This is a genomic window from Candidatus Phytoplasma bonamiae (assembly GCF_030586845.1).
Taxonomy (GTDB): Bacteria; Bacillota_I; Bacilli_A; order Acholeplasmatales; family Acholeplasmataceae; genus Phytoplasma; species Phytoplasma bonamiae.
In genome coordinates, this window is sequence record NZ_JAOSIQ010000025.1 from 1 (window position 1) to 6,421 (window position 6,421).

At 28.5% G+C, this 6,421-nt stretch carries 10 protein-coding genes; all 10 read right to left on the bottom strand.

The window, feature by feature from the left end:
• Positions 1 to 210: 210 nt before the first annotated feature.
• The 10 genes from OC701_RS02075 to OC701_RS02115 all read right to left on the bottom strand — a co-directional run bounded on the left by OC701_RS02075 (position 211) and on the right by OC701_RS02115 (position 6,188).
• Positions 211 to 396, bottom strand: coding sequence for a hypothetical protein (locus OC701_RS02075; RefSeq protein ID WP_304514447.1), 186 nt, complete (start codon positions 394 to 396; stop codon positions 211 to 213).
• On the bottom strand, positions 381 to 596 hold the full coding sequence (locus OC701_RS02080) for a hypothetical protein (RefSeq protein ID WP_304514448.1): 216 nt from the start codon (positions 594 to 596) through the stop codon (positions 381 to 383). Before OC701_RS02080 ends, OC701_RS02075 begins: the two co-directional genes overlap by 16 nt.
• 310 nt (positions 597 to 906) lie before the next feature.
• Positions 907 to 1,455 carry an SVM family protein gene (locus OC701_RS02085; RefSeq protein ID WP_304514449.1) on the bottom strand — a complete coding sequence of 183 codons (549 nt, stop codon included), beginning with the start codon at positions 1,453 to 1,455 and terminating at the stop codon, positions 907 to 909.
• A 20-nt stretch (positions 1,456 to 1,475) separates the two neighbouring features.
• Entirely contained in the window at positions 1,476 to 2,249 is a 774-nt protein-coding gene (locus tag OC701_RS02090) for a hypothetical protein (protein WP_304514450.1), read from the bottom strand.
• A gap of 103 nt (positions 2,250 to 2,352) precedes the next feature.
• Complete coding sequence (locus OC701_RS02095; RefSeq protein WP_304514451.1) at positions 2,353 to 2,781, bottom strand: hypothetical protein; 429 nt, start codon at positions 2,779 to 2,781, stop codon at positions 2,353 to 2,355.
• A complete protein-coding gene (locus OC701_RS02100) occupies positions 2,759 to 3,940 on the bottom strand; it encodes a coiled-coil domain-containing protein (RefSeq protein ID WP_304514452.1) in 1,182 nt (393 codons plus the stop codon). The genes OC701_RS02095 and OC701_RS02100 overlap by 23 nt, the downstream gene beginning before the upstream one ends.
• Positions 3,940 to 5,088, bottom strand: coding sequence for an AAA family ATPase (locus OC701_RS02105; protein ID WP_304514453.1), 1,149 nt, complete (start codon positions 5,086 to 5,088; stop codon positions 3,940 to 3,942). Before OC701_RS02105 ends, OC701_RS02100 begins: the two co-directional genes overlap by 1 nt.
• Positions 5,089 to 5,155: 67 nt before the next feature.
• On the bottom strand, positions 5,156 to 5,338 hold the full coding sequence (locus OC701_RS02660) for a hypothetical protein (protein WP_320415506.1): 183 nt from the start codon (positions 5,336 to 5,338) through the stop codon (positions 5,156 to 5,158).
• A 104-nt stretch (positions 5,339 to 5,442) separates the two neighbouring features.
• A complete protein-coding gene (locus tag OC701_RS02665; RefSeq protein ID WP_320415507.1) occupies positions 5,443 to 5,760 on the bottom strand; it encodes a hypothetical protein in 318 nt (105 codons plus the stop codon).
• 158 nt (positions 5,761 to 5,918) lie between these two features.
• The gene (locus OC701_RS02115) at positions 5,919 to 6,188 is read right to left on the bottom strand and encodes a hypothetical protein (RefSeq protein ID WP_304514454.1); all 270 of its coding nucleotides are present in this window, start codon (positions 6,186 to 6,188) and stop codon (positions 5,919 to 5,921) included.
• Between the last annotated feature and the right edge of the window lie 233 nt (positions 6,189 to 6,421).

A 6,421-nucleotide genomic window follows, 5' to 3' on the forward strand; every position in this document is an offset into this window, starting at 1 on the left:
TTTAACTAGTTATTTTATTTGCGGTTTACTTAAAAATAAAAAAAATTCTATTTATTTAGAAAAGATTGATGATTTAGATAATGATGTTTTAATAGATACAGTTTTAACTCGTTTAAAACAAAAAATATGGGAATTTTGATTAATTTAAACATTATGTGACAACCTCCTATTATTGGAATATTTCATGGTCTTAATTTTGTTATTATTGATTTATTCTTGTTTTTGTTCAGCGATTTTAGCCTCTGTTTTATCGATTATTTCATCTGATTTATTGAGGTTATCATCTAATTTTTCTTTTGATTGTTTCCAGATTTTAACTAATTCAGCAAGGTTATCATCTAATTTATCTTCTGATTCATTAAGGATTTTATTTAATTTATCTATGTTTTCCCACATTTCAGCAAATCCCTTATTATTTTTTTTCCAGCTTCATCTAATTTTTTTCCTATGCGGTCGCAACTTTCGCCTATTTCTCTTAAACTTTGGCCTATTTCTTTATCTAGATGTTTTTTTGCAAAATAAGCGGGAGCAAAACGATCATGACACCAATAATTAGAAAAATAATTTCTTTTATTATTTTTTTTTAAATTGTTCATATTATAAAAACTCCTTGTTTTTGTTTAGTTAATAAAAATATTCATTTATTAATGGCAATCAAAAAGACTCTTGTTTAAAAGAGTCTGGTTATTTGATAAGTATGGTTAAATAAAAAAGACCCTTAGGAAAGGGTATTTACTTGACTAAAAATTAATTTTGTTCTAGGGTTTTATTTAAATCAATTCCAGTTGTTATTTTTAATAATGGTAAATAAAAAAACTCGCATCATTTTAACTTATAACTCCTTTTTATTTGTTCAAAAAATAAAATATTACTACTTTATAAATTTCTTCTAGTATTATTATTTTGTTAATTTTGATCATTTTGGATTTGGTTTAGAATAAGATTAATTTGTCTTTGGTTTTGATCTATTCTGGTTTGAATATTTCTTAAGTTGTCGATTTGTTCTTCCGAAGCGTAAAGAGGTGTGTTATCAATAGCTAACCTCATCTCTTGTGTTAATACAAAATATTCTCTTTCTAACTGAATTCTTGCGATATTATTATCCAAATTTCTTAATCTTCTTTCTTGATCATTTAATTGTTTTTGTTGATAATTTATTATTTGTTGGTGTATTTCTTCCAATTGATTCGATAAAATATTAATTTCTGTCTCTGCAACATGATTAAAAAGAGCATTAATCATTTGTTGAGCCTTTTCGCTTTGTGTTAATAATAAATTTCTAAAAACACTATATTCATTCACATTATTATCAACTGCTGAATTATTTTCCGATACATTGTCATTATTGTTATTCATCGCTATCACTTGATTATTATTTATCATCAGTAACAATTCTAAACTTATCAAAAAAAAGAATGATAAAAGATGTAATAATGTATTTTTTACTTGCATCATTTTTACTTATAACTCCTTTTTTATTTATCCCTCAGCTGAGGTGTGATTTCGTAGAGTTTGTTTAATTGAGAAATAATTGAATTTTTATATTCTTTTTCAACTTGTTCATATCGTTCTTCTAATATTCTTTTGTAATTTTTCGCACTAGATAACAGTTCTTGGTAGTATTCTTGTTCATTTTCTAATTTACCAATTTGAACTTTTATTTTGCCGATTTCACCAACTATTTTCGAAATTTCAGCTTGGATTTTATCGATTTTATCTTTGTTAGCTTTTCTATCAATTTTTAATCTATTAACTTCTTGGCGTTTTTCGTTGCGTTGTTTTTCTAGTTTTTGTTGTTGCGGCTTTAAAGATTCTATTTGAAGTTGAAGAGAATTTAATTGTGATTGGTATTCATCGCATTTATTTTGGTATTCGTTAATGACACTTTTTTCTTTATTTAAATAACCTAAACTAAATCCCCAACTCTTTTTAAGTTTATTGATTGCTTCTTGTTCTCGTTCTGATAAATCAGTTGGTAATAAAGAAAGATTAGCGTTTTCCGTGAAGAGATATTTTTTAATCTTTTCTAAACGCGCCGCAGTTGTTCTAATTTTAGGGATTGGTGGTTCTTTCAGAGAACGTTTCTCCCTAGGAGAAGCGGGGGTCACTTCAGAAGATAATGATTCTGGTGAAGACGCTAGGTTTTTTTCTTTTTGATTTTGGAACCAAAAATAACAACAAACAAGTCCTAAAATAATAAGAAAGAAAATAAAAACCCCATTTTTTTGGAAAAAATTTGATTTATTCATTGTTAGAATAACCTTTCTTAATAATAGTGATAATTAAATAAAATAATTATCATTATTATATACAATTTTATTAATAAAATTATTAATTAAAATAATCATTTATTTAGAATTCTAACCATTTCTGGGATTTTGCCAATTCGTTTTGCTTGGAGACGTTGTTGAACCTGTGCATAACACGGATTTTTTGTTTTAATTGTTCTTTTATAATATCCACATTTTCTCTTTTGTTTTCTAATATTTCTTCTAATTTGGCTTTGTATTCATATAATTTGTCAATGTCGGAAACTTTATCTCTTTCTTTTTCTAATTCTTTGACGATGGTTTGATATTCATTAATGACTGATTCTTCTTTTCGTTCTATTTCTTGAACTCTTGATCTAGATTGCCTTAATTCTTGTGTTAAATTATTTTTGGTTTGACGGATTTTATAATCAGCTATTTTCTGTTGATAATCTTTGTCATCCGCTTCGAGTTTCGTTAAATCACGGTCAATACGAGTACAAATAGAATCATAAGTTTCTTGAGACATCATTTTTAATGTACCAATCAGGATGACAAAAGAGTTCTTGGGCTAAATGAATTATGCGGTGAGTTTCATGAACGGCCAAACCTACTTGGGCAACAGTTCCTGCCACTTTTTTGGTAACTCCACCACCTACTGCTTTCAACATACCTCGGCCTCCAAAAGTGTCCATATATAATTCTGCTCCTTGAAAAAGAGCGTCACGTAAATTACCAAAACTAAATTGATGTTTTTTATCCCAATCATCTAAAGCAGTTTTAGCGGCTTCCGCACCCACACGTAAAATACGTAATTGTTCTTTTTCGATACCGATTAATTTTATTTTTTCATTCACTTCCTCAATTTCTTTTTGGATTTCGGCACGGCGGTCTTCGGCAGATTGAATTTCTTTGTATAAACTTTTTTCTCCATCAGTTAAATCTTTTAGTCTGTCTTCTAATATTCTTTTGTAATTGTCAGCCCGAATTAACATATCTTGGTAGTATTTTTGGTCTGTTTCTAAATTTTTGATTTGAACTTTGATTTTACCGATTTCACCAACTATTTCTAAAATTTCATCTTGGAGTTTTTTAATTTCCGCTTGTAATCTAATTTTATCATCGGGAGAAGCTAACTCTTTTTGTCTTTCTTTGTCTTTGATTTCTTTTTCTTTAGCTTCTTTCTCTTGTTCTAATTGGACTAATTTTCCTTTTAAAATAGTGATGTTTTTGTCATTTTGATCTAAATTTTCTTTTATTTCTTTAATTTTAGCTTCGTTTTTTTCTAAAGCTTCTTTAATTTTTTCTTTAGCTTCTTGGGTAAGGTCTTTTTGTTCAGAAAGGTCTTTTAGTTCTGTTTCACATTTTTCTAATTCTTTTTCCCAATCTTGTTTTAAACCATTGTAGTTATTAATTGTATCACCATATTTGTCAATGGCTTGGTCAATTTTTCCAATTAATTGACCATAATATTTAGAGGAGGGTTCTTTATGACGAAAGCAACAGAAGTAAATTAAACTAAATATTCCTAAAATAATGAAAAAAGTAGTAAGATGTTTTGACCACGAAGGTGATGCAGAACGTTTTTTAAAGAAACTAAACCCACTCCAAACCACCATCGCCATCATAACCCAAGTAAAATAAGATTTTAAATTAATAAAACCTTTTAAAACGTCTATTGGTGATAACATTATTTCTCACCTCCTTTCGATATTAATTGGTTTTCAATTTGATCTAACAAACTAAGATCAGGTGAAATCACTATTTGATAAGCTTGTTTTAAATCACTTTTATCGATTTCATTTCTTGGGGTTTCACCTGCCCCATGGGTTTGAGCAAAAATACTAACTGTGGTTTTTAACAAGTTTTCTAAAGTCCGATTCGCTTTTAAGAATTGTTGATGATCAGGTAAATGTTCTAAAGCTTCATTGATGACTTCATATAAATATTGTTTAGCTTCTTCGCCGTAGGGATTTTTTCTTTTCTTAATTAAGAATTCTAACATTTGTTGACGTTCTGCTTTGTTGCCTGGTTTAATTTCGATATTGTAGGTAAAACGAGATTTAATCGCTTCATCGATCAAATGGTATTGATTAGTGACACCCATGATAAAAATCGGTTTTTGTGGGTTATTTTCCAGGGAAGTCATTTCTATTTTAAATTGGTTCACAACATTCGCGATTTCTGACCCTGCTTCTAACAGCTTTAAATCAGTAAAAATAGTTTCACATTCATCTAAAAAGATGATCACTCCATTACACTCTTCTGCTACTAATCGGGCTATCGTAAATAAATCTTTAACCATTTGGGGAGCAACTCCTTTATATTTTTGGGAAAAGAACGAACTATTTATTTCAAAGAAAGGTAAATTAGTTTCTTTGGCGATCGCTCGCGCGAAAGTGGTTTTTCCTGTTCCTGGACAACCATACATTAAAATCCCAAATGGTGATTCTACTTCCCCAATCCCTTGGTAATTTTCAGGTTTTTTTAAATAATCGATAAAGCCTTGGGCCACTTTTAATTCTTCTTTAAACCCAATTAATTTATCAAAACCGATAAATTTTTGGGAGTCAGCAGGTTGAAAAAAAGTTTCGGGAGGCTGAGGATGAGGGAGGTTGGGAAGAGATTGATTATTTGATAAAGATGGGATTGGGGGTTCAGTTGTTTTGACCCCGTTGGTTTTTAAGTTTTGGATTTCTTGTTCAGATTGCGCGATTTGTTGTTCGGTTTCCATTAAAGCTTGTTGATTAATCCAAACATAAATTCCTAAAAAACAAGTGAAAAAGCAAAGGAAAATGGTTATTAATTTCGATATAGAAGTTGTTTTTGGTTTACTCATCTGATCCTCCTTTCTGAAACCAAAAAAAGACTAAGTTATAATTAACTTAGTCTGGTTTCTTTTAAGATTAAGCAGTTTGAATAATTTTATTTTCAATTGTTTGACTGTCGCCACTCCAAGTATTGCCATCTTGATCTACTAATTCATAGTCAATGATTAAATTTAAACAAGGATCTTTGTGATTAATAAATTGTTTTTGTTCTAATTTAATTTGAATGTCAAGATGACCGTCTTTATTATTTAAAACCATGGGTAAACGTTTGGTATCATCATAGTTGATTCCATTATTTTTAATCTCTAAATTGAAGTATTGCTCAGGATGAGCGAAAGTATTTTCAGTGTCATAGTTAGTAGTTATTTTAAGAAATAAAGGAACGTTGATGTCAAACCCATTTTTTTCAAAATCGCTTGATGATTAATGGTAATAGTATGAATATATTTACTCGGATTTAAATTTGGCATGGGAATTGGGATTAAGATTTTATCTTCATTATTACCGTCTATTCTTTTTACTTCAAAAATTGGCGCATCATTTTCATTCATTAATTTAATTGTTTCTTTCTTTTGTTGGGAAAAATAATTACGAAGAGCCCTAATCCCTCCAATGGTCAAAAAAGCACAAATGATAATGGTAAAAATAGTCAAAATTTTATTTTTGGTTTGAAAATGCATATTTTTTTATTACTCCTTGGTTTGTTTTTTATTTTTTCTAGTTTTTTTCTGGGGATAAATGGTTGTTTTAAGATTACTACGGTCTTTGAAATAGGTACCACGGAAAATTTCGGTCATCGCATCACTCATTTAATAAATTCCTCCTTAAAATGTTTTTTTTATTTATTTTTTTTATGATTTTCAGCGTTAGTTTTTTGTTCTTGTGATGAATTTGTTTTTTCGTTTTTAACTTCTTTTGGTTTGGCATTTTTCACTTCATGTGATGTTAATTCTGGAAATGTTTTTGGTTCATAATTGGCAAACGGAATTCTTTTCTCACAAAATTGAGTAAAAAATGATAATAAGATGAAGAAAATAATTAAGATATCTCTGATTCTTACGAACCAATCTGTTTTTTTTAGATTGGTATTTGTTTCATTTGTTTTCATTAATTCGTTATCTCCTTGATGGTTTATTTTGTTTAATTCATTGTCTTCTTTGTGGTTGGTTAAACCGTGTTTGTTTTATTGTTTATTTTTTTATTTTCATTATTGAAAAACCTCCTTCTTGATTTGATTTTTTTGTTATTTTTTTTAATTGATTTTTCTGTTTGAACTAGTTTTTTTAACCTACTTGTTTTTTTATTTATGGTTTTATTAAAATTTTTTTTGTTTTTGCTATT